This window comes from Klenkia soli, assembly GCF_900103975.1.
GTDB lineage: Bacteria > Actinomycetota > Actinomycetes > Mycobacteriales > Geodermatophilaceae > Klenkia > Klenkia soli.
The window spans coordinates 17663-37693 of the sequence record NZ_FNIR01000019.1 but is presented as its reverse complement, the minus strand read 5'-3'; the positions used below and the strand labels follow the sequence as shown (position 1 = coordinate 37693).

Genomic DNA, 20031 nt, shown 5'->3' with positions numbered 1-20031 from the left:
GTGGTCGATCAGCGTGCGGTGGCGGTCTGGCGGGACGGCGCGGCGGTGCGGGTACCGGCCGCCCAACCGGTGGTGACGGCGTTCGACGCCGGGCTGGCCCGCGGCGACGGCGTCTTCGAGTCGGTGCTGGTCGACGACGGCGCGACGCCGCGCCTGGCCGACCACCTGGTGCGCCTGCAGCGGTCGACCCGGTTGCTCGACCTGCCGCCGGTGCCCGACGACGCCTGGCGCGCGCTGGTCGCGGCGGCCACCGAGGGCTGGCCGGCCGACGTCGAGGGCGTGTGCCGGCTGTTCCTCACCCGCGGCGACGGGACGACACCGACCGCGCTGGCCCTGCTGGCCCCCGTCGGCGACGACGTGCTGCGCCAGCGCCGGGACGGCGTCGCCGTGGTGGCGCTGACCTACGGGCTGGCTGCCGACGTGCGGGCCGGTGCGCCCTGGTTGCTGGGCGGGGCCAAGACGCTGTCGTACGCGGTGAACATGGCCGCGCAGCGGCACGCGCACGCCGTGGGCGCCGACGACGTGGTGTTCACCTCCGCCGAGGGGCGGCTGCTCGAGGGCCCGACCTCCACGGTCGTGTGGGCGACCGGCGGCACGCTGCACACCCCGCCGCTGGACACCGGCATCCTGGCCGGCACCACCCAGGCCCGGTTGTTCGCCGCCGCCGAGGCCGACGGCTGGCCCACCGCCGTCACCCCCGGCACGGTCGCCGACCTGCACGCCGCCGACGCCGTCTGGCTGCTGTCGGGCATCCGCGGCGCGGCCGCGGTCACCGCACTCGACGGCACGCCCCGCGGCGACGCCGGCCTCACCCCTCGCGTCCAGGAGCTCCTCGCCCGCTGACCCGCTCACGCGGGTCGGGTCAGGTCGGCAGCGGGCCGATGACGATCTCGGTGCCGTCAGGGCGGAAGGTGCGCCGTCGCCGGCCCGGTGGCGAACCGTCGTCCCGCTCCCACGCGGGCGCCGTCCCGGAGGATGGGTCGGTGCGCCCCTCCCCCTCCGCCCTGCTGCTCACCGGTGCCGTGCTCACCGAGGTTGCCGGCACCCTGGCCCTGCGGGTGTCCGACGGCTTCACCCGCTGGCTGCCGACCACCGTGACGCTGGTGGGCTACGGCGTCTCGCTGTGGCTGTTCTCGCTGCTGCTGCACCGCGGCGGGGTCGCGCTGGGCACCGCCTACGCCACGCTGACCGGAGCCGGCCTCGCCGCGGCGACGCTGGCGAGCGTGCTGCTCTTCCGCGACCCGCTGACCGTCGTCCAGCTGGTCGGCATGGCCGTGCTGGCCGCCGGGGTGCTCGTGCTGCAGACCGGGCCGCGCGCCTCGTGAGCGGGGCGGCGGTCGCGTGGCTGGCCGGCGCGGTGCTGGCCCAGGTGGTGGGCATCGGCGCGCTGCGGGCCTCGGCGGGGTTCCGGCGCGCAGTCCCCACCCTGCTCACCCTGCTCGGCATCGGCGCGTCGGTGGCCCTCATGTCGCGGGCCCTGGTCAGCGGGGTGTCGCTGGCCGTCGGGTACGGCATCTGGACGGGGTCGGGCATCGCGCTGGCCACCCTGGGCGGCGCCGCCGTGTTCGGCGACCGGCTCGGACGGCGGGAGGTGCTGGGCGTGGCGCTGGTCGTGCTCGGCGTCGTCGTGGTGCACGCCGGCTCCTGATCAGCTGCCGTCGACCACCGTGTCGGCGGTCCAGCTGCCCCGCGGCTGCGCGTGCAGCTCCCAGTACGCCTCGGCGATCCGGTCGGGGTCCAGCGCGGTGCCCGGCTCGACGACCCCCACCACCGTCACGCCGGCCGCGTGCACGCCGTCCTCGGCCAGCTGCTCGTGCAGGAGGGCGACCGCGTTGCGCAGGGCGGCCTTGCCGAGGGTCAGCGAGGCGTGGGCCCGGTCGGGGTGCAGTGCCGGGCCGCCACCGGTGACCAGGAACGTGCCCTCCCCCGCCGCCCGCATCGCCGGGGTGAACAGCTGCGCCACCGCGACCGCGCCGACCACGTCGACGGCCAGGGCGTGCGCGAAGTGCTCAGGGGGGTCGACGAGCAGGTCGTCGCCCACCACGAGGCCCACGTTGTGGACCACCACCCCGGGCGCGGCCGCCGCGACCGGCGCCAAGGCGGTCGCCAGCGTCGCCGGGTCGGCGACGTCGGCGGTCACCGTGCGCACCTGGGCCCCGGCACCGCGCAGCTCGCCGGCCAACGGGTCCAGGGTCCCGGCGGTGCGGGCCACCAGGGTGAGGTCGAAGCCCTCGCGGGCGAAGCGGCGGGCGATCCCGGCGCCGAGCCCGGGTCCGGCCCCGACGACGACGACGTGGCTGCGGTCGATGTCCACGGAACCCTCGATGCCCCACGACCCGGTTGCGCACACCCGGCCCTGCCGGTGATCACGGACCTGTGCCCACGGCACGCCGCGGTCGGGTGTCCCGGGGTCCGTGATCACCCGGTGCGGACGGCGCTGCGCCGGTAAGCTCGGTGACGGTGCGCCGGGAAGTCTGGTCGGCAACTCCACAGCCGACCCCCGCACCCCGGAGCCGCACCCCGTGACCTCCCCCGCCCGCCTGTTCGCCCGCGGCTCGTACGCCGAGGCCACCCGCATCGCCGCGCTGCTGCGCCGCGAGACCGTCGGCGGTGTCCTGCTGATCGTGGGCGCGGCCGTCGCCCTGGTCTGGGCCAACACCCCGTGGGCAGCCGCCTACGAGGGCCTGCGCGACACGGTCGTCGGGCCGGCGTCGCTGCACCTGGACCTGACCCTGGGCACCTGGGCCGCCGACGGCCTGCTGGCGATCTTCTTCTTCGTCGCCGGCCTGGAGCTCAAGCGGGAGTTCGTCGCCGGCGACCTCCGCGACCCCCGCAAGGCGGCCCTGCCGGTGGCCGCGGCCGTGGGCGGCATGGCCGTGCCGGCGTTGATCTACACGGTGGTCAACCTGGGCAGCGACGGCGGGCTGACGGGGTGGGCCATCCCCACCGCCACGGACATCGCCTTCGCCCTCGCCGTGCTCGCGGTGATCAGCACTCACCTGCCGGCCGCGCTGCGCACGTTCCTGCTGACCCTGGCGATCGTCGACGACCTGCTGGCCATCACGATCATCGCGATCTTCTACACCTCGTCGCTGGCCTTCGGCCCCCTCGCCCTGGCGCTGATCCCGCTCGCGCTGTTCGGGTTCCTCGTGCAGAGGCGGGTCCGGCGCTGGTGGCTGCTGCTGCCCCTCGCCGTGGCCACCTGGGTGCTGGTGCACGAGTCGGGCGTCCACGCCACCGTCGCCGCCGTCCTGCTGGCGTTCACCGTGCCCGTCGTCCGCAGCGACGCCGCCGGCGGACCGGACGCCGGTCCCGGGCTGGCCGAGCACTTCGAGCACCGCATCCGGCCCCTCTCCGCCGGCATCGCCGTCCCGGTGTTCGCGTTCTTCTCCGCCGGGGTCACCGTCGGCGGGCTGTCGGGGCTGGGCGCCTCGCTCACCGACACCGTCGCGATCGGCATCGTCGTCGGCCTGGTCGCCGGCAAGGCGATCGGCATCAGCGCGGCCACCTGGCTGGTCAGCCGGTTCACCCGGGCCGAGCTGGACTCCGACCTGCGCTGGCCCGACGTGGTCGGGCTGTCGCTGCTGGCCGGCATCGGGTTCACCGTCTCGCTGCTGATCGGCGAACTGGCCTTCGGCACCGGCTCGCTCCGCGACGAGCACGTCAAGGTCGGCGTGCTCACCGGCACCCTCCTCGCCGCGCTGCTGGCCACCGCGGTGCTCAAACCGCGGGACCGGGTGTACCGCCGGATCGCCGAGGAGGAGGCCCGCGACGACGACGGCGACGGCATCCCCGACGTCTACCAGCGGCCGTCCGCCGAGGGCTGAGAGAAGCGCTGGGAAAAGGTCGTTGCGAGGGCGGTCGCACCGGTCGTACGGTGGCTGCACACGAGAGAGGAGGTGGTCCGAACAATTGATGTCGTTCAGGACTCGTGAGGTGGCTGTCCGCTAGCCGCCGTCCAGATGGGCCGCCCGCTCAGCACCGGATCAACCCGGTCTGACGCGTGTGGCATCGCCCGTCCGTCGTACGGCGGCAGGCGAATACCGGACAGTCACCCGACCCCCGGGCCGCCGACCCAGTCCAGTCGGCCCGCGCCCTGCCAGAAGTGCTCATCGAGCCGGCAGGATCCGCGGAGCAGCCCGGGGGTTGTCCGTACCCGGGGTCAGTCCGCGCCGAACCGGCGCGCCGCCACCACCCCGGCCGGCAGGTCGGCCCGCAGCGGCCCCAGGACGTCGGCCAGCTGCTCCACCGTCAGCCCCGCACCGGCCCGGCCCAGGGCCGCCACCGCCGGCCACGGGGTGCGCCAGTCGCCGAGCCCCTGGTCGTCGGCCACCCCCTCGACGAAGGAGTCGACCACGCCGTAGAGCTGCTCGGCGTCCACCGGGATGCCGGCGAGCCCCCCACCGGGCACGATGCCGGCCGACCGGGACCAGCCGGCGCCGTCCCAGCCCAGCACGAACCCCACCTCGTCGGTCGTCCCCCGCAGCGGGTCCGACCACCAGCCGGGCGCGTCGGCCAGCAGCTCGCCCGACGGTTCGCCGTCCGGGCGCCGGAGCAGCCGGCCGTGGGCGGTGCGGTCCCAGCCGAACAGGACGGCGCGGTCGGCGTCGAGGACAGCGACCTCGGCCCGGTTGCCGCCCCCGTCGTCCCACCGCCACGACCGCGGCCCCCGGGCGTGCGCGGCCGCGGGGAAGCCCAGCGCGGTCACGACGGCGGCCGCGGCCGCCCACCGGTCGCGCAGCTCGGCCAACGGCGGCAGGTCGACGGCGACGGGCTCCACGCCGGGAACTGTAGGACGATCCGGCCATGGACCCGCTCGCCGTGGAGACCCGGCTGACGACGGTGCTCGGCGGCTGGGCGGCGGCCTCGGTCGCCGTCGGCGGGGTGCTGGCCGCCGTCCCGCGCACGCGGGGGTTCGGCCGGCAGACCGCCGCGTGGGGTGCGGTCGACGGCGCGATCGCCGCGGTCGGTGCCCGCAACCGTCGCCGGCGCGGCCCCACCGACCCGGCCCGGCTGCGGAGGGTGCTGCTGGTCAACGCCGGGCTGGACGTCGGCTACCTGGCGCTCGGGGCCGTCCTGCTGCGCACCGACCGCTGGCGCGGGGACGGCGCGGCGGTGGTCGTCCAGGGCGCCTTCCTGCTGGCCCTCGACGCCACCGCGGCGGCCGCCCTCAGAGCCGGCTGAGCTCGTCGGCCAGGTCGTCCAGCCCGAGCGACCCCTGCGAGAGGGCCGCCATGTGCCAGGCCTTGAGGTCGAAGGCGTCACCGCGCGCGGCGCGGGCGGCCTCGCGGCCCTCGAGCCAGGCCCGCTCCCCCAGCTTGTAGCTGATCGCCTGACCGGGCATGCCCAGGTACCGCACCAGCTCGCTGTCCAGGAACGCTTCGTCGCGCCCGCAGTACTCGCCGAAGAAGGCCCGGGCCAGCTCCGGGGTCCACGGCTGCCCGCGGTGGTCGGCCAGCGCGCCGTCGGCGTCGTCCGGGATCGGCAGCTCCAGGTGCATGCCGATGTCCACGACCACCCGGACGGCCCGCATCTGCTGCGCGTCCAGGTAGCCCAACCGGGCGCCGGGGTCGGTGAGGAAGCCCAGCTCGTCCATCAGCCGCTCGGCGTAGAGCGCCCAGCCCTCGAGGTTGGCGCTGACCCCGCCGACCGCGGTCTGGAACACCGAGAGGTCCTGCGACACCAGCACCCACTGGGCCAGCTGCAGGTGGTGGCCGGGGACGCCCTCGTGGTACCAGGTGCTGACCAGGTCCCACAGCGGGAAGCGGTCCTTGCCCAGCGTCGGCAGCCACGTGCGGCCGGGGCGGGAGAAGTCCAGCGACGGGCGCGAGTAGTACGGCGCGGCCGCGCTGCCCGGCGGGGCGATCATCGCCTCGACCCGCTTGATCGGCTCGGCGATGTCGAAGTGCGTGCCGTCGAGGGCGGCGATGGCGTCGTCCATCATCCGCTGCAGCCGCTCGCGGATCGGCTCGACGCCGTCCACGGCCTCGCCGTGCTCGCCCAGCCAGCGCATCGCCTCCATCGGGGTCGCGCCCGGGCGCACCAGCTCCGCGGCCGCCCGCTGCTCGTCGCGGATCCGGCGGTGCTCGGCCCAGCCCCAGGCGTAGGCGTCCTCGAGCCCGCTGCCGGTGCCCAGGTCGCTGCCGTTCCAGCGGCGGGCGAAGCGGGCGTACCGCTCGCGGCCGACGGCGTCCGGCGTGCCCTGGGCCTGCGGGAGGTAGACGTCGCGCAGGAAGTCGCGGACCTCGGCCACCGCAGCGTCGGCGTCGGCCGCCGCGGCGTCGAGCTCGTCGCGCAGGTCGGCCGGGCCGTCGGCGACCAGGCCGGCGAAGTAGGGGCCCGACAGCCACTCGTCGAGCTGGCCCACGACCGTCTCGACCTGGCGCGGGGCGGCGAACAGCCCGCGCCCGGCGCCCTCGGCGAGGGTCTGCAGGTAGCCGCGGTAGGCCACGGGCACGCGGGCCGCGCGGCGACCCAGCACGGCCCAGTCGTCGGTGGTGGCCAGCGGCATCATCGAGAAGACCTGGCGCACCGAGTGCACCGGCGAGAACAGGTTGGACAGCGCCCGCAGGCCCTCCTGCGCCTCGTGGAGGTCCAGCGAGGCGGTCAACCGCTCGCGGAGCAGCCGCGCGCAGCGGAACTCGACCGGGTCGTCGGCCAGCGCGGGATCGGCAGCCAGCACCCGGTCCAGCTCGGCCAGGGTGTCGCGCTCGAGCTGCGCCTCGGCCTCGAGCCCGGCCGGGGTGAGGTCGGGCAGCCGGTCGTCGCCGGGCCGGGTGCCCAGCGCGGTGGCGGTGATCGGGTCCAGGTCGCAGAGGGCCTCGACGTAGGCGTCGGCGACCTGGCGCGGGGTGCGTGCGGTGCTCATCGGATCCTCTCCAGGCGTGCCGACATCACCGGGCGGAGCTGGCCGTCGGGGCCGGCATGGTCCACGGCGTACATCAGCGCGCCCTCGACGATCCCGTAGAGCCGGACCGCCTTCGTGACGTCGGGGTGGTCGGGGGTGCGGGCCAGCACGTCGCTGGTCAGCTCCCAGCTGGTGGTGCTGCGGGCGGTGCCGACCAGGATCTCGACGAGACCCTCGGGATGGGCGACGAGCAGCTCGACCTCGTCCTCGCCGCGGGGCCGCCAGAAGCCGGACTCCCGGACGTCGGGGCCGCCGACCGTGCCGTCGTCGGCGATGGTCCAGGTGCGCGACTCGTAGGCCAGGAAGTCGCGGCCGTCGTGGGCGAAGCGCACCCACTGGCCGAACCGCTGGTCGCCGGCCGGGCCGACCAGCACGCCCTCGCCGTGCCACTCGCCCAGCAGCGGGAGCACCGAGAGCAGCTCGTGGGCCACCTCGGGCCCGGTGCGGACGTCGGTGGTCTCCTCGACGGGCAGCTCGGTGCGCCCGGTGACGGGCTGCTCGGGCAGGCCGACGGGGGTGGGATCGGTCATCGGTGGCCTCCTGGGCGCTCGCGACGGGTCAGCCGGACGGCGCCCACCGCGCACCAGAGCGCGGCGAGCGCGGCCAGGGCGACGAGGACCCAGGCGGTGATCAGACCCATGCGGCCACGGTAGCCAGCACCCCCGACAGCCCACGACCGGGGACGCCGGGCCGCGGCGTCGCGGCCTACCGGGTGGCCGGCACCGCGGCGAGCCCCAGGCCGTCGACGGTCGCCCGGCAGACGTCGTCCCAGCGGGTGGGCTCGATGCCCAGCACGGCCGTGGTCTCGCCGCCGTCGACGACGAAGTCGGCGTCCCACTGGTGCCGGATCGCGGCGATCTCCCGCATCTGCGGGACGACGAGGCCCAGCGCCGACAGCACCGGCCACGGCATGCCGGCCACCCGGGCCGGGCGGGCGCCCATCGCGGCGGCCAGGTCGGTGAGGGCCTGCCGCTGGCTGCGCGGCGGGGTGCTCGGCACGATCCACGGCCGGCCCCACGCCCGCTCGTCGGTGCCGAGGACCGCGAGGGTCGCCGCGACGTCGGGCACGTATGCCCAGCTGTGCAGGACGTCCGGGTCGCCCACCACCCAGGCCCGCTTCCCGTCACGCAGCCCGGCGAGCTGGCGAACCAGGTGCGAATGAGCGGCGGGGACGGTGGGGCCGACGAAGTCCGAGGCCCGCGCCTCGGTCACCCGCACCCGGCCCGCCTGGTGCGCGGCGAGCATGTCGGTCCAGACCTCCGCGCGCACGCGGCCCTTGGTGTCGGTGGCGGCCAACGGGGTGTCGGCCGTCATCGGCCCGGTCGGCCGCCCGTGCACGTACAGGTTGCCCATCGCGACCAGCACGGCGCCGGTGCGCTCGGCGGCGCCCAGCATCGCCGCCGCCATCGGCGGCCAGTCGGTCGCCCAGCGGTGGTACTCCGGGTTGACCGCGTTGTAGAGCGCGTCGGCCCCCGCGGCGGCGGCCGCGAGGGCCCCGGTGTCGGTGGCGTCCACCGCCCGGTGCTCGACCTCGGCCGTCGACGTCCCGCCGCTGCGCGAGAGCACCCGCACCCGGTGCCCGGCCCGCACCAGCTCCGCGCCCACGGCCGCGCCGACCGGTCCCTTGCCCACGACGACGTGCAGACCCATGACGACTCCCTCGAGCTCGACGAGAGCGGTGCTCTCGTTCGTGGCTCAGCGTGCGGGTCGGCACGGACTCTGTCAAGAGCAGTGCTCTCGTTCCGGTCTGGTGCTAACATCTGCGGATGGTCAGCACCGCCCGCGAGCGCGCCCGGGCCGCCCTGACCGAGGAGATCCTGACCTCGGCGCGCGCCCAGCTGGGCGAGGTCGGCGCGGCGGCGCTGTCCCTGCGCGCGGTGGCCCGGGACCTCGGGTTGGCGTCGTCCGCGCTGTACCGGTACTTCCGCAGCCGCGACGAGCTGCTCACCCGGCTGATCGTCGAGGGCTACGACGCCCTCGGCGCGGCGGCCGAGTCCGCCGACGACCCGAGCGCCCAGCCCCGGGCCCGGTGGCACGCGGTGTGCGCCGCCGTCCGCACGTGGGCGCTGACCCACCCGCACGAGTACGCGCTGCTCTACGGCTCGCCGGTGCCGGGGTACGTGGCGCCGGCGGACACCGTGCCCGCGGCCTCCCGGGTCGGCGTCGTGCTCGGCCGGGTCATCGGCGACGCCGCGCGGGCCGGGATCCTGCCCGCGCCCGAGGGCCGCCGCACGCACCTGGTCACCCCCGAGGCCACCCAGGTCCTGGGGGGCGAGCACCCCGCGCTGGACGACGGCGTGCGGGCACGCGCCCTGCTGACCTGGAGCTCGCTGTACGGGTTGATCAGCTTCGAGCTGTTCGGCCACTTCGTCGGCTCGGTGGCCGACGCCGACGCCTTCTTCACCGAGCAGGTCGGCGAGCTGGCAGACCTCCTGGGGCTGTGAGGCCCGGCTGCCGTCGGTGACCGCTCATCACGGGATCGACCAGGACGACGTCACCGGGTCGGTGCCCGTCCAGGCACTGACCCGGACCACGGTGCCGGGACCGAGGAAGCGGGAGGAGACGTCGAGGTACTCCGTGAAGGTCCTCGTGTCCCCCGCCAGGAGCCCGGCGATGCCCGTCTGGTCACCGTTGAACGGTGCGGCCATCGTCTGCAGCGTGTCCTCCGTCCCGTCGGCCTGCACGACCTGGATGTCCAGCACCGACCGCGGCGAGATGGAGGTGGGCCAGGGGAGCTCCGCACCCGTCGGCGGGGACCACTCGGCCAGGCCGACGGTCACGGTGACACCCACGAAGGCTGCCCTGCCGGGGCGGACGTACGGGTTGCCCGTGGCCACCTCCGGGGAGACGTCCCAGGTCACCGCGTCGACCGACACCTGGAGGTAGGGGCCAACCGGTTGGACCGTGCCGACGGGCGGGAAGACCGGCGCCGGGGCGGGCAAGGGCTGTGTTCGTCCGGTCGGGGTCGAGGGGCTCGCAGGACTGGTCACCCGGGCGGTCTGGGCCTGGTTCGTGGCCGGGTCGTCCAGCTCGGGCGCGCGTTCGCACGCGGCGAGCGCGACCAGCACCGCCACCGCGAGGACCGCCGACCACGTGTTCCTGGTATTCACGGAACCGGGAGGTAGCCGGATCCCGACGGCGTCGCCGACGCCTGTGTACAGGGGACCACCGGCGGGTTCTCCACCGGTCCGTCCTCCTCCACCTACACGGAAGTCCGTCCTCCTCCACCAGGTCTGGTGGGGGAGGACGGACTGTCGTGCACCCCCCTGATCAACGCTGCGGGGGGCAGCGGTCAGGCGATGGCGAGGGTGGTCTCGTTCAGGCCGACCTCGGCGCTCAGCACCCGCTCGGCGCGGCCGACCGGGGCCAGCGAGCGCAGCTTCCACTCACCGGGCGCGGCGAAGAAGCGGAACTCGCCCTCCGGGGAGGTCACCACCTCGGCGGTGAACTCGTCGGTGGCGTCCAGCAGCCGCACGTAGGCGCCGGCGACGGGGGTGCCGTCGTGCCAGACCGAGCCCTGGATGACCGTCTGCGTGGTCAGGTCGATGCCGGCCAGCGCACCGCCCTGCTTCGGGGCTCCGCACACGGTCAGGCCCCCTTGGCGATCGGGACGCCGACGAGCGAGCCGTACTCGGTCCACGAGCCGTCGTAGTTCTTGACGTTCTCGTGGCCCAGCAGCTCCTTGAGCACGAACCAGGTGTGGCTGGAGCGCTCGCCGATGCGGCAGTAGGCGATGGTCTCCTTCGCGCCGTCGAAGCCGGCGTCGGCGTAGAGCGCGGCCAGCTCCTCGTCGCTCTTGAAGGTGCCGTCCTCGTTCGCGGCCTTGCTCCACGGCACGTTCACGGCCGAGGGGATGTGGCCGGGACGCTGGGCGCCCTCCTGCGGCAGGTGCGCGGGGGCCACGAGCTTGCCGGCGAACTCGTCGGGGCTGCGCACGTCGACCAGGTTCTTGGTGTCGATGGCGGCCACGACCTCGTCGCGGAACGCGCGGATCGACGTGTCGGGCTCCTGCGCGGTGTAGGTGGTGGCCGGGCGCGAGACCTCGGCGTCGGACAGCGGACGGCTGTCCAGCTCCCACTTCTTGCGCCCGCCGTCGACCAGCTTCACGGCGTCGTGGCCGTAGAGCTTGAAGTACCAGTAGGCGTAGGCGGCGAACCAGTTGTTGTTGCCGCCGTAGAGGACGACGGTGTCGTCGTTCGAGATGCCCTTGCTGCTCAGCAGGGCCTCGAACTGCTCCTTGTCCACGAAGTCGCGGCGCAGCGGGTCCTGGAGGTCCTTCTTCCAGTCCAGCTTGACCGCGCCCTCGAGGTGGCCCTTGTCGTAGGCGCTGGTGTCCTCGTCGACCTCGACGAAGACCAGGCCGGCGTCGCCCAGGTGCTCCTGGGCCCAGTCGGCGCTGACGAGCACGTCGGTGCGGCTCATGGTGGTTCCTCCTGTGGGTGGGGGATCAGGGGTGGGCGGCGGGGCGGGCCCGCCGGACGAGCAGGTAGAGCTCGCAGCCCAGGCAGAAGCCCACGGCCGCGTTGAGCAGGGCCGCCACGAGCGCGAGCCCGGTGGCGACGGCGCCGACGAGGGGCGCACCGGCCAGGTAGCCGATGGTGCCCACGAGGGCGAAGCCGAACCCGACCAGCTGGGCGAAGCGCGGGGGCGCCTCGTCCTCGGTCTCGGTCGTCGGCCCCAGGCGGGGCGCGACGAGGGTGCGGAAGAGGAGGCCGTAGGGGGCGTACCGGAGCCCGGCGAACGCGCCGACGGCGAAGACCACCGCCTGGACGGCGAGCAGCCAACCGGCGCCGGTGAGCAGGACGACGGCGAGGACGACGGTGGTGATCCACGCGCCGAAGCGCGGGCCTCGGACGTCGATCCGACGGGCGGGTGTCACGGGGAAGGGCCTTTCGACGGCGGTCAGGGCGCGTCGAGGCGGGTCGTCAGCCTCGGGAGGAGACCTGACACAGGCAGCTGCCCAGACGGCACAGGTCGACTGTGCGTCGCTGAGTCAGCAGGGGGCCCACGGCGGGGAGACTAGCAACAGCCATCACACGTGCCCCGCCGCCGGTGCGTGCGCGGCCACCAGGGCCTGCAGCTCGTCGGGCCGCGGTGCGCCGCTGCTGCGGCCCAGCAGGGCGCCGTCGCGGCCCAGGTAGAACAGCGTGGGCGTGCGCCGGACGTCCAGGGCGCGCACGGCGTCCAGGTGGCTCTCGGCGTCCACGTGCACCGCGGCGAGGGCGGGGTGGCGGGTCTGCAGCTGGGCCAACCGGGCCTTCGTCGCCCGGCAGGGCGCGCAGAAGGCGGTGGCGAACTGGACGACCGTCAGGTCGGCGTCCTCGGGCCGGACACCCAGGGACCGCAGGACCTCGACCTCGGCCCGGACCTCGGTCACGTCGGCTCCCGTCGTCGTCCGCACGGCACCGCTGCGGGTGCGCAACCACCACATCGCCACGCCGGCCAGCAGCAGGGCGACGACGAGCACGACAGCTCCGGTGGCATCCATCGAGGGCACCAACGTGACCGGACCGGTAGGGATTCCCGCTACTGCAGGACGACGTCGCTGGCCGCGACCGTGACGTCGACCCCGCCGTCGGCGACCTGCAGGCCGGTGAGCTGCAGGCCGAAGGGCAGCGCAGGCACCGTGTACCGGAAGTCCAGCAGGTCCTGGGCCTGCTCGAGGACGAACGAGGGGACGTCGATGCCGGCCCCGGCCGCGGAGTCGACGGTCACCACGAGGTCCTGCCCGTCGAGGGCGACCTGGCCGGCAGCGGTGAGCGGGATCGTCTGGCCCAGCACCTCGACGGTCTTGGTGATCCGCAGCCCGTCGCCCTCGCGGGTCAGCGTGGTGTCCCCGCCCAGCTGCGCGGCGAGCAGGTCGAAGGGCACCGAGGCCCGCCCGTCGACGCGGTCGACCGGCAGCTGCGAGACCTCGCCGCCCAGGACGTCGGACAGCGGCAGCTGCACGCCCTGCAGCGAGATCTCGGCGGAGGTGCCGGCCGGCTGGCCGAGCTCGTCGGCGGTCAGGGAGATCCGGACGTCGTCGTAGCGCCCGGCGACCGCCTGGGTGAGGAACGGGAACCCGGTGATGTCGACCTCGGGCTCGCCGGCGAGCTGGCCCTGCTGCTGGACCTGGGCCGCGACCTGGTCCTCGGCGACCAGCACACCGACCCGGTCGGCAGCCACCAGCAGGACCAGGAGCACTCCGACGGTGATCAGCAGACCCTTCACCGGCGCCAGTCTCGCAGAGCTAGAGGCTGGTCTGCAGCGCCAGGAAGAACGCCACCGGCGCCGCGGCGGCGAACGGCAGCACGGCCTGCACGACCGGCAGCGCCGGGCCGCGCTGCGGGCGCTCGGAGACGACGTAGGAGGCGCCGACGGCGACCAGGGCGGCCACGCCGCCGATCGCCGCGCCGTAGGTCGCCGCCGACAGCGCGTCGACCAGGTCGCCGGGCTGGCGCCGCAGGAGGGCCACGGCCACCCCGGCCAGCACCGACAGGACCAGGCCCAGCAGCCCACGGGGCACGCCGGCGGCGATCACCGGGCGGGGCAGCACGGCGTCGACCAGGTGCCCGACCAGCAGCGCCGCCCCGACGACGAGGACCGCGCTGGTGGCCAGCCGGTCGCCGTCGGGGGTGCGGCCCAGGGCGAGCAGCACCGCGAGCGCCGCCACGCCGCACAGCAGCAGCAGGACCCCGGCCAGCGAGGCGACCAGGTAGCGGCGCGGCGCCGGCCGGGCCATCTGGTGCACGACGGCCAGCAGGAACCCGGGGCCGAGGACCAGCAGGAGCAGGCCCAGGTCGGGGCGGTCGGGCAGCCCGAGCAGCAGGTCGGCCCCGACCGCCGCGGCGGCCCCGATGCCCAGCGACCCGACGAACCCCCGGATGCCGGTGGCCAGCACCCAGGCCGCGACCAGGGCCAGCTGCAGCACGAGGACGCCGATGCCCCGCCCGGTGTCGCCGAGCACCACCGGCAGGCCCACGAGCAGGCCGGTCGCGACCACCACCGCACCGGCCGCCGGGAGGTGGTGGGCCACCCGGGGCAGGTCGGTCTCCAGCGCGGAGTGGCTCACCGGCCCTCGCCCGCAGCGGTCCCGGCTGAGGTCCCGGCGGAGGTCACCCGGGCATCGTCCCAGACCGGGTCGCGACCGACGGTGTCCCGCGCCCAGCGGCCGATGCGTTCGGCCAGCGGCCCGGTCATGCCGTTCTCGGCGTGCCCCATGCCCGGCACCACCCACACCGCGGCGGCCGGACCGGCGGCCTGCGCCAGCGTGCGGAAGTGCTCGAGCGGGAAGTAGGTGTCGCGGTCGCCGTGCACCAGCAGCAGGGGGGTCGGGGCGATGCGGCTGACCAGCTGCACGGGCGCCGGCGGGTTGGCCGGCCACGGCGGGGCCAGCCGGACCCCCATGACCCGGGAGCCCAGCCGCCGGCCGGCCGTCGTCTCGAGCAGCCAGTGCACCCGCCGCATCGGCAGGGTGTCGCGCACGAACCACCGGCTGACGGCGCTGACGCTCACCACCGCGTCGGGCCGGTGCTCGCCGATCGCGGCCTGCCGCAGCGCCGCGCCGCCGCCCATCGACAGGCCGACGGTGACGACCGTGGTGGCGCCGTCCTCGCGGGCGGCCCGCACGGCGGCGTCGACGTCGAGCAGCTCGGGGTCGCCGCCCACCCCGGACGCCCCACCCGAGCGCCCGTGGCCACGGAAGTCCAGCCCGCGCACCTCGCCGAACCGGCGCAGGTACCCGGCCAGCCGCAGGAACGGCACCCGCGCGGTGGAGTTGGTGAACCCGTGGGCCACCACGAAGGTCAGCCGCCGTTCACCCGGCGTCGGTGGACGCGGGGGGTCCGCCGGGACCACGATCCCGTGCAGGCGCACGCCGTCCGAGGTGCGCACCGTCACGTCACGGCGAGGTATCGCCGGGGTCACATCTCGCCGCACGTCGGATATCCTGCCGGTTCATCACGACACCGGTGTCGACGGACCCATGAGGAGACGGCATGCGACTCGTGCTCATGACTTCCGCCCGCCAGGCGACCACCGAGGTGCTCCCCGCGCTGGGCCTGCTGGCCCACCAGGTCCGCGTCGTGGCCCCCGAGCTGGGCAGCCTGCTCGACGGCGACTCCGGCGACGTCGTCCTGGTCGACGCCCGGCACGACCTGGTCTCGGCCCGCACGCTGTGCGGCCTGCTGGCCTCCACCGGGGTGGCCGCCTCGCTGGTCGCCGTCCTGTCCGAGGGCGGCCTGGTCGCGCTGTCGGCCGACTGGGGCGTCGACGACGTCGTGCTCGACACCGCCGGCCCCGCCGAGGTCGACGCCCGGCTGAAGTGGGCCCTGGCCCGCCGCACGGCCGCCAGCTCCCCCAGCGCCGCCGACGACGGCGGGGTGACCAAGGCCGGCGAGCTGGTCATCGACGAGCACAGCTACTCGGCCAAGCTCCGCGGCCGCCCGCTCGACCTCACCTACAAGGAGTTCGAGCTCCTCAAGTACCTCGCGCAGCACCCGGGCCGGGTCTTCTCCCGCGCCCAGCTCCTGCAGGAGATCTGGGGCTACGACTACTTCGGCGGCACCCGCACGGTCGACGTCCACGTGCGCCGCCTGCGGGCCAAGCTGGGCATCGAGCACGAGGCGCTGATCGGCACCGTCCGCAACGTGGGCTACAAGCTCGACCAGCAGGTCGCCGACGCCACCGCGGCGGCCGCGCAGACCAGCGACGCGCCGGCCGTCCCCTGACCGACGCCCGGCGCCCGGTCGTCGTCCCCCGGCTCACCGGCGAGCTCCTCGAGCACGCGGTCACCCTGGTCCGGGTGGCCGCCGACGTCGACGGCGTCCGCCCGCTCAGCGAGGAGGCCGAGCTCCGGCTCCGGCACGGCGGCCCCGACGACGGCCGCGACGTGCTGCTCCACGACGGCGACGGCGCGCTCGGGTACGCCCGGCTGGACAGGGCGGACGACGGCTGGCAGGCCGAGCTGGTCGTCCACCCCGGGTCCCGGCGCCGCGGGTTCGGCTCGGTGCTGGCGGAGACCGTCGAGCAGCTGGCCGGCGACGCGCCCCTGGCGGTCTGGGCGCACGGCGAGCTGCCCGGCTCGGCCGGGTTCGCCGCCTCCCGCCGGTGGACCCGGGCGCGCACGCTGCTGCAGATGCGCATGCCGCTGGCCGGCGTCGACCCCGACCCGCGCCCGGCGCTGCCCGACGACGTCGTCGTCCGCCCGTTCCGCCCGGGCGTCGACGAGACGGCCTGGCTCCGGGTCAACGCGCGGGCCTTCGCCCACCACCCCGAGCAGGGCGGCATGACCGCGCACGACGTCGCGCTGCGCGAGGCCGAGCCCTGGTTCGACCCCGCCGGCTTCCTGCTCGCCTGGCGCGAGGCCCCGGACGGCACGCAGACCCTGCTCGGGTCGCACTGGACCAAGGTTCACCCGGCGGGCGAGGCCGCCGACGAGGCGGTCGGCGAGGTCTACGTGCTCGGCGTCGACCCCGACGCCCAGGGCCTGCGGCTGGGTCGCGCCCTGACCGACCTGGGCCTGGCCCACCTGCGCGGCCGAGGGCTCTCCGACGTCCTGCTCTACGTCGAGGAGGACAACACCACGGCGGTCGCGCTGTACGAGAAGTCGGGCTTCACGCGCTTCGCCGTGGACGTCCAGTGGCACCGGGAGCCGACCTCCCCGTAGCCCGGTGTGAAGCCGGAACGGCATCGTTCACCCGACGGTCGCGCGATGGTCCTCCGGCTGTGTCCCAAGCCTCAGGACGCGTTCATCCCCCGTTCACCGAGCGAGCCGGATCCGTCCACCTCGGCTGCTTAGCGTCCTCGTCCGTTGGACCTCACTGCCCGGCTCCGACGTCCGGGCACCACCAGTCGAAAGGCCCTGAGTTGATGCTCAGCACCAAGACGCGCGCCGTGACCCTGTCCGCGGCGTTCGCCAGCACCCTCGCCCTCGCGGCGTGCGGCGCCTCCAACGAGGGCGGTTCGACCGACTCCTCGGGCGCGACCACCAGCCAGGAGCAGCTGAGCGGCACCCTGAACGGGGCCGGCTCGTCCGCCCAGCAGGCCGCCATGCAGGGCTGGACCGCCGGGTACTCCTCGATCCAGCCCGACGTGACCGTCAACTACGACCCGGTCGGGTCCGGCGGCGGCCGCGAGCAGTTCCTCGCCGGCGGCGTGGACTTCGCCGGCTCGGACGCCGCCCTCACCGACGAGGAGCTGACCACCGCGCAGGAGCGCTGCGGCAGCGACGGCGTCTTCGAGCTCCCGGACTACATCTCGGCGATCGCCGTCGTCTACAACCTGCCCGGCGTCGACGACCTGAACCTCTCGCCCGACACCCTGGCCGGCATCTTCACCGGCGCGATCACGACCTGGGACGACGCGGCCATCGCCGCGGACAACGAGGGCGTGGACCTGCCCTCCACCACCATCACCCCCGTGCACCGGGCCGACGAGTCGGGCACCACCAAGAACTTCACCGACTACCTCGCCCAGGCCGCCTCCTCCGTCTGGACCGACAAGGCCTCCGGCGAGTGGCCGCTGTCCGGTGGCGAGGCCGCCAACCAGACCTCGGGCATGGTCTCCGCGGTCCAGGCCGGCGAGGGCGCCATCGGCTATGCCGACGAGTCGCAGGCCGGTGACCTCGGCGTGGCCAAGATCGGTGTCGGCAGCGAGTTCGTCGCCCCCTCCCCCGAGGCCGCCGCGGCCGTCGTGGAGAACTCCGAGCTGGTCTCGGGCCGGGGCGACTACGACTTCGCCTACAGCATCAACCGCACCACGACCTCGGCCGACGAGTACCCGATCGTGCTGGTCAGCTACCACATCGGCTGCATCAGCAACGACGACGCGACCCAGGCCGACCTGCTGAAGTCCTTCCTCGGCTACGTCATCAGCGAGGACGGCCAGCAGGCCGGTGCCGACGCCGCGGGCAGCGCCCCGCTGTCGGACACCCTCCGCGAGCAGGCGCAGACCGCGATCGACGCCATCACCTCCGGCAGCTGATCCACCGCGGGTGGCCCGGACGCTCCGTGCGTCCGGGCCACCCGTGCATCGGCGGCAGCGCGGCCGCCGGCACCACTCCCCCGCACCGCCCACCCGCAAGCTCGGAGTCCAGGTGACCTCGCTCGAAACCCCGCCCCGCACGGCGGACAAGCCCACGCGGGCCGTCCGCAGCGCCGGTGACCGCACGTTCGCCGGGCTGTCGACCGGCGCCGGCATCCTCATCCTCGTCGTGCTCGCCGGGGTGGCCGCGTTCCTGATCACGGAGTCGTTGGACGCCATCTCGGCCCCCGCCGCCGACATCGCCGGTGGCGAGGGCGTCTGGAGCTACGTCGGCCCGCTGGTCTTCGGCACGCTGCTGGCCGCGGTCATCGCCCTGCTCGTGGCCACCCCGCTGGGCGTGGCCATCGCGCTGTTCATCACCTACTACGCGCCCAAGCGGATCGCCGCGACCCTGGGTTACCTGATAGACCTGCTCGCCGCGATCCCCAGCGTCGTCTACGGCTTCTGGGGCCTGGCCGCGCTCGCGCCGGCCATGGTGCCCTTCTACGCCTGGGCCGAGCGGAACCTCGGCTTCATCCCGCTCTTCGCCGGCCCCGCGTCCGCCACCGGGCGCACCATGCTCACCGCGGGCCTGGTCCTGGCGATCATGATCCTGCCGATCATCTCGGCCATCTCCCGCGAGGTCTTCGTGCAGGCCCCCGCGCTGCACCGCGAGGCCGCGCTGGCCCTCGGCGCCACCCGCTGGGAGATGATCAAGATGGCGGTGCTGCCCTACGGCAAGTCCGGCGTCATCGGCGGCTCGATGCTGGGCCTGGGCCGGGCGCTGGGCGAGACGCTCGCCGTCGCCATCGTGCTGTCGGTCTCCGGCGGGGTCACGTTCAACCTGATCAGCTCGTCGAACCCCTCCACCATCGCGGCCAACATCGCCCTGCAGTTCCCCGAGTCCAGCGGCCTGGGGGTCAGCACGCTGATCTTCACCGGCCTGGTGCTGTTCGTCATCACCCTCGCGGTCAACATGCTGGCCCGCTACGTCGTCAACCGCCGGGCCGACTTCTCCGGAGCGAACTGATGACCACCTCGACCCCCACCCGCCCGGAGGACCTCGACCCCATGACGCCCGCCGTCGGCACCCGCCGCAAGCTGCCCCGCTACGGCGGGGTCGGGCTCTACGTCGCCGGCCTGGTCGTCGCCGGGCTGCTGACGCTGCTCTCGGGCTTCTCCTGGGGCCTGTTCGCCGTCTACGGCGTCGTGCTGGGCTGCCTGGTCACCTACGTCGGCTCCCGGGTCGTCGAGGGCAGCCGCAAGGCCACCGACCGGCTGGTCACCTCGCTGGTCACCTCGGCGTTCGCGATCGCGATGGTGCCGCTGGTCTCGCTGATCTACACGGTGGTCAGCAAGGGCATCACCCGGCTGGACGGCACGTTCTTCTCCAACTCGATGGTCGGCGTCGTCGGCGAGGGCGGTGGCGCCTACCACGCCATCATGGGCACGCTGATCATCACCGCCCTGGCCAGCCTGATCTCGGTGCCGGTCGGCCTGCTGGCCGCGATCTACCTGGTCGAGTACGGCCGCGGCAAGCTCAAGAAGGCGCTGACGTTCTTCGTCGACGTGATGACCGGCATCCCCTCGATCGTGGCCGGTCTGTTCGCCTACGCCCTGTTCGCGATCTTCTTCGGCCCCGGCGTGCGCTTCGGCCTCGGCGGCGCGGTCGCGCTGTCGGTGCTGATGATCCCGGTCGTCGTCCGGTCCGCCGAGGAGGTCCTCAAGCTCGTCCCGAACGAGCTGCGCGAGGCCAGCTACGCCCTGGGCGTGCCCAAGTGGCGCACGATCACCAAGGTCGTCCTGCCCACGGCCATCGCCGGCCTGGGCACCGGCGTGACGCTGTCGATCGCCCGGGTCATCGGCGAGACCGCACCGCTGCTGGTCATCGTCGGCATCACCGCCGCCACCAACTTCGACCCCTTCGACGGGCGCATGGCCACGCTGCCGGTCTACGCCTACTACCAGCTGACCCAGCCGGGCGTCCCGCCGCAGTTCGGGATCGACCGGGCCTGGACAGCAGCGCTCGTCCTGATCATCATCGTCATGGCCCTCAACGTCGTGGCCCGCCTGATCAGTCGTTTCTTCGCCCCCAAGACCGGTCGCTGACCGAGGAACCA

Annotated in this window: 24 protein-coding genes; 11 read left to right on the top strand and 13 right to left on the bottom strand. The window is 74.7% G+C overall.

Features of this window, described 5'->3' with window-relative positions; translation table 11 throughout:
- The 3 genes from BLS67_RS22175 to BLS67_RS23955 all read left to right on the top strand — a co-directional run bounded on the left by BLS67_RS22175 (position 1) and on the right by BLS67_RS23955 (position 1648).
- A complete protein-coding gene (locus BLS67_RS22175) occupies positions 1-843 on the top strand; it encodes an aminotransferase class IV (RefSeq protein ID WP_091250256.1) in 843 nt (280 codons plus the stop codon).
- A gap of 140 nt (positions 844-983) precedes the next feature.
- Positions 984-1325 carry a DMT family transporter gene (locus tag BLS67_RS23960; RefSeq protein WP_165617695.1) on the top strand — a complete coding sequence of 114 codons (342 nt, stop codon included), beginning with the start codon at positions 984-986 and terminating at the stop codon, positions 1323-1325.
- The gene (locus BLS67_RS23955; RefSeq protein ID WP_165617694.1) at positions 1322-1648 is read left to right on the top strand and encodes a DMT family transporter; all 327 of its coding nucleotides are present in this window, start codon (positions 1322-1324) and stop codon (positions 1646-1648) included. Before BLS67_RS23960 ends, BLS67_RS23955 begins: the two co-directional genes overlap by 4 nt.
- Here BLS67_RS23955 and BLS67_RS22165 read toward each other — a convergent pair whose 3' ends face one another.
- Entirely contained in the window at positions 1649-2314 is a 666-nt protein-coding gene (locus tag BLS67_RS22165; protein WP_207500812.1) for an SDR family NAD(P)-dependent oxidoreductase, read from the bottom strand. It abuts the gene before it with no gap.
- 208 nt (positions 2315-2522) lie between these two features.
- Here BLS67_RS22165 and nhaA point away from each other — a divergent pair, with 208 nt between their 5' ends.
- Complete coding sequence (nhaA, locus tag BLS67_RS22160; protein WP_091250250.1) at positions 2523-3827, top strand: Na+/H+ antiporter NhaA; 1305 nt, start codon at positions 2523-2525, stop codon at positions 3825-3827.
- 335 nt (positions 3828-4162) lie between these two features.
- Here nhaA and BLS67_RS22155 read toward each other — a convergent pair whose 3' ends face one another.
- Complete coding sequence (locus BLS67_RS22155; protein ID WP_091250246.1) at positions 4163-4780, bottom strand: hypothetical protein; 618 nt, start codon at positions 4778-4780, stop codon at positions 4163-4165.
- Between the two features lie 26 nt (positions 4781-4806).
- On the opposite strand from BLS67_RS22155, the gene BLS67_RS22150 reads away from it, so the two are divergent.
- Positions 4807-5184 (top strand): DUF6992 family protein, encoded by a 378-nt coding sequence (locus BLS67_RS22150; protein WP_091250243.1) that lies wholly within the window; start codon positions 4807-4809, stop codon positions 5182-5184.
- Here the strand turns inward: BLS67_RS22150 and BLS67_RS22145 are convergent.
- The 3 genes from BLS67_RS22145 to BLS67_RS22135 form a co-directional block, all read right to left on the bottom strand.
- Entirely contained in the window at positions 5171-6868 is a 1698-nt protein-coding gene (locus tag BLS67_RS22145) for a DUF885 domain-containing protein (protein ID WP_091250240.1), read from the bottom strand. The two genes, BLS67_RS22150 and BLS67_RS22145, sit on opposite strands and share 14 nt — an antisense overlap.
- Positions 6865-7437: a heme-binding beta-barrel domain-containing protein gene (locus BLS67_RS22140; RefSeq protein WP_091250237.1), complete on the bottom strand. Its 573-nt coding sequence runs from the start codon at positions 7435-7437 to the stop codon at positions 6865-6867. The genes BLS67_RS22145 and BLS67_RS22140 overlap by 4 nt, the downstream gene beginning before the upstream one ends.
- Before the next feature lie 175 nt (positions 7438-7612).
- On the bottom strand, positions 7613-8557 hold the full coding sequence (locus tag BLS67_RS22135; protein ID WP_091250234.1) for an NAD-dependent epimerase/dehydratase family protein: 945 nt from the start codon (positions 8555-8557) through the stop codon (positions 7613-7615).
- Between the two features lie 116 nt (positions 8558-8673).
- Here BLS67_RS22135 and BLS67_RS22130 point away from each other — a divergent pair, with 116 nt between their 5' ends.
- Entirely contained in the window at positions 8674-9351 is a 678-nt protein-coding gene (locus BLS67_RS22130) for a TetR/AcrR family transcriptional regulator (RefSeq protein ID WP_091250231.1), read from the top strand.
- Between the two features lie 27 nt (positions 9352-9378).
- Here the strand turns inward: BLS67_RS22130 and BLS67_RS22125 are convergent, their stop codons facing one another.
- The 8 genes from BLS67_RS22125 to BLS67_RS22090 form a co-directional block, all read right to left on the bottom strand.
- The gene (locus BLS67_RS22125) at positions 9379-10017 is read right to left on the bottom strand and encodes a hypothetical protein (protein ID WP_131801822.1); all 639 of its coding nucleotides are present in this window, start codon (positions 10015-10017) and stop codon (positions 9379-9381) included.
- Between the two features lie 182 nt (positions 10018-10199).
- Complete coding sequence (locus BLS67_RS22120; protein ID WP_091250225.1) at positions 10200-10493, bottom strand: DUF1416 domain-containing protein; 294 nt, start codon at positions 10491-10493, stop codon at positions 10200-10202.
- Between the two features lie 2 nt (positions 10494-10495).
- Positions 10496-11329 (bottom strand): sulfurtransferase, encoded by an 834-nt coding sequence (locus tag BLS67_RS22115; RefSeq protein WP_091250223.1) that lies wholly within the window; start codon positions 11327-11329, stop codon positions 10496-10498.
- 25 nt (positions 11330-11354) lie between these two features.
- Entirely contained in the window at positions 11355-11786 is a 432-nt protein-coding gene (locus tag BLS67_RS22110; protein WP_207500811.1) for a DUF4395 domain-containing protein, read from the bottom strand.
- 153 nt (positions 11787-11939) lie between these two features.
- The gene (locus BLS67_RS22105; RefSeq protein WP_242654281.1) at positions 11940-12395 is read right to left on the bottom strand and encodes a thioredoxin family protein; all 456 of its coding nucleotides are present in this window, start codon (positions 12393-12395) and stop codon (positions 11940-11942) included.
- A 38-nt stretch (positions 12396-12433) separates the two neighbouring features.
- Complete coding sequence (locus BLS67_RS22100) at positions 12434-13120, bottom strand: LmeA family phospholipid-binding protein (protein ID WP_091250217.1); 687 nt, start codon at positions 13118-13120, stop codon at positions 12434-12436.
- A gap of 19 nt (positions 13121-13139) precedes the next feature.
- Positions 13140-13961, bottom strand: coding sequence for a hypothetical protein (locus BLS67_RS23950; protein WP_091250214.1), 822 nt, complete (start codon positions 13959-13961; stop codon positions 13140-13142).
- A complete protein-coding gene (locus BLS67_RS22090) occupies positions 13958-14788 on the bottom strand; it encodes an alpha/beta hydrolase (protein WP_207500810.1) in 831 nt (276 codons plus the stop codon). Before BLS67_RS22090 ends, BLS67_RS23950 begins: the two co-directional genes overlap by 4 nt.
- A gap of 98 nt (positions 14789-14886) precedes the next feature.
- Between BLS67_RS22090 and BLS67_RS22085 the strand changes: the two genes are divergently transcribed.
- The 5 genes from BLS67_RS22085 to pstA all read left to right on the top strand — a co-directional run bounded on the left by BLS67_RS22085 (position 14887) and on the right by pstA (position 20020).
- A complete protein-coding gene (locus BLS67_RS22085; RefSeq protein ID WP_091250210.1) occupies positions 14887-15618 on the top strand; it encodes a winged helix family transcriptional regulator in 732 nt (243 codons plus the stop codon).
- Positions 15615-16556 (top strand): mycothiol synthase, encoded by a 942-nt coding sequence (mshD, locus tag BLS67_RS22080; protein WP_091250387.1) that lies wholly within the window; start codon positions 15615-15617, stop codon positions 16554-16556. Before BLS67_RS22085 ends, mshD begins: the two co-directional genes overlap by 4 nt.
- Positions 16557-16759: 203 nt before the next feature.
- Complete coding sequence (gene pstS, locus BLS67_RS22075; RefSeq protein WP_091250206.1) at positions 16760-17872, top strand: phosphate ABC transporter substrate-binding protein PstS; 1113 nt, start codon at positions 16760-16762, stop codon at positions 17870-17872.
- 112 nt (positions 17873-17984) lie between these two features.
- Positions 17985-18941 carry a phosphate ABC transporter permease subunit PstC gene (pstC, locus tag BLS67_RS22070; protein WP_091250203.1) on the top strand — a complete coding sequence of 319 codons (957 nt, stop codon included), beginning with the start codon at positions 17985-17987 and terminating at the stop codon, positions 18939-18941.
- On the top strand, positions 18941-20020 hold the full coding sequence (gene pstA / locus BLS67_RS22065; RefSeq protein ID WP_091250201.1) for a phosphate ABC transporter permease PstA: 1080 nt from the start codon (positions 18941-18943) through the stop codon (positions 20018-20020). Before pstC ends, pstA begins: the two co-directional genes overlap by 1 nt.
- The last annotated feature ends 11 nt before the right edge of the window (positions 20021-20031 follow it).

Coding starts and splice junctions, on each gene's coding strand:
- BLS67_RS22150 (WP_091250243.1), top strand. CDS start 4,807: ATGGACCCGCTCGCCGTGGAGACCCGGCTGACGACGGTGCTCGGCGGC.
- BLS67_RS22145 (WP_091250240.1), bottom strand. CDS start 6,868: ATGAGCACCGCACGCACCCCGCGCCAGGTCGCCGACGCCTACGTCGAG.
- BLS67_RS22140 (WP_091250237.1), bottom strand. CDS start 7,437: ATGACCGATCCCACCCCCGTCGGCCTGCCCGAGCAGCCCGTCACCGGG.
- BLS67_RS22135 (WP_091250234.1), bottom strand. CDS start 8,557: ATGGGTCTGCACGTCGTCGTGGGCAAGGGACCGGTCGGCGCGGCCGTG.
- BLS67_RS22130 (WP_091250231.1), top strand. CDS start 8,674: ATGGTCAGCACCGCCCGCGAGCGCGCCCGGGCCGCCCTGACCGAGGAG.
- BLS67_RS22115 (WP_091250223.1), bottom strand. CDS start 11,329: ATGAGCCGCACCGACGTGCTCGTCAGCGCCGACTGGGCCCAGGAGCAC.
- BLS67_RS22105 (WP_242654281.1), bottom strand. CDS start 12,395: ATGGATGCCACCGGAGCTGTCGTGCTCGTCGTCGCCCTGCTGCTGGCC.
- BLS67_RS22085 (WP_091250210.1), top strand. CDS start 14,887: ATGCGACTCGTGCTCATGACTTCCGCCCGCCAGGCGACCACCGAGGTG.
- pstS (WP_091250206.1), top strand. CDS start 16,760: ATGCTCAGCACCAAGACGCGCGCCGTGACCCTGTCCGCGGCGTTCGCC.
- pstA (WP_091250201.1), top strand. CDS start 18,941: ATGACCACCTCGACCCCCACCCGCCCGGAGGACCTCGACCCCATGACG.